We start from the raw sequence: 365 nt of genomic DNA on the forward strand, positions 1-365 counted from the left end.
CCGACCTCGGCGCCGGAGATCGAGGCCTGCTCCTTGTACAGCACCCCGATGGCGCCGGCGGTCAGCAGGAACTTGACCACCACGTCGTCGCGGTCGGCCTGGGTGGCCTTGTCCATGCCGGGGGCGAAGTGCAGGGCGTAGTAGAGCACGGCCGGGATGATGCCGGCGGCGCCGTTGGTGGGGGCGGTGACCACGCGCCCGCCCGAGGCGTTTTCCTCGTTCACGGCCAGGGCGATCAGGTTGACCCATTCCTGCCAGTACTTCGGGTCCCGGTAGTCGGGGTCCTGGCCGAGGGTTTCCTTCATGAGCCGTTTGTGCCAGTCCGGGGCGCGGCGGCGGACCTTGAGCCCGCCGGGCAGCAGCCC

1 protein-coding gene is annotated in these 365 nt (G+C 70.4%); it reads right to left on the reverse strand.

Translation table 11 applies throughout. The features are described 5' to 3' along the window. A partial coding sequence (locus tag AC1DXI_RS20780; RefSeq protein WP_476940155.1) for an L-serine ammonia-lyase, iron-sulfur-dependent, subunit alpha occupies positions 1–365 on the reverse strand: 365 nt, incomplete at both ends.

This window comes from Arthrobacter sp. P1_H7, from assembly GCF_056405215.1.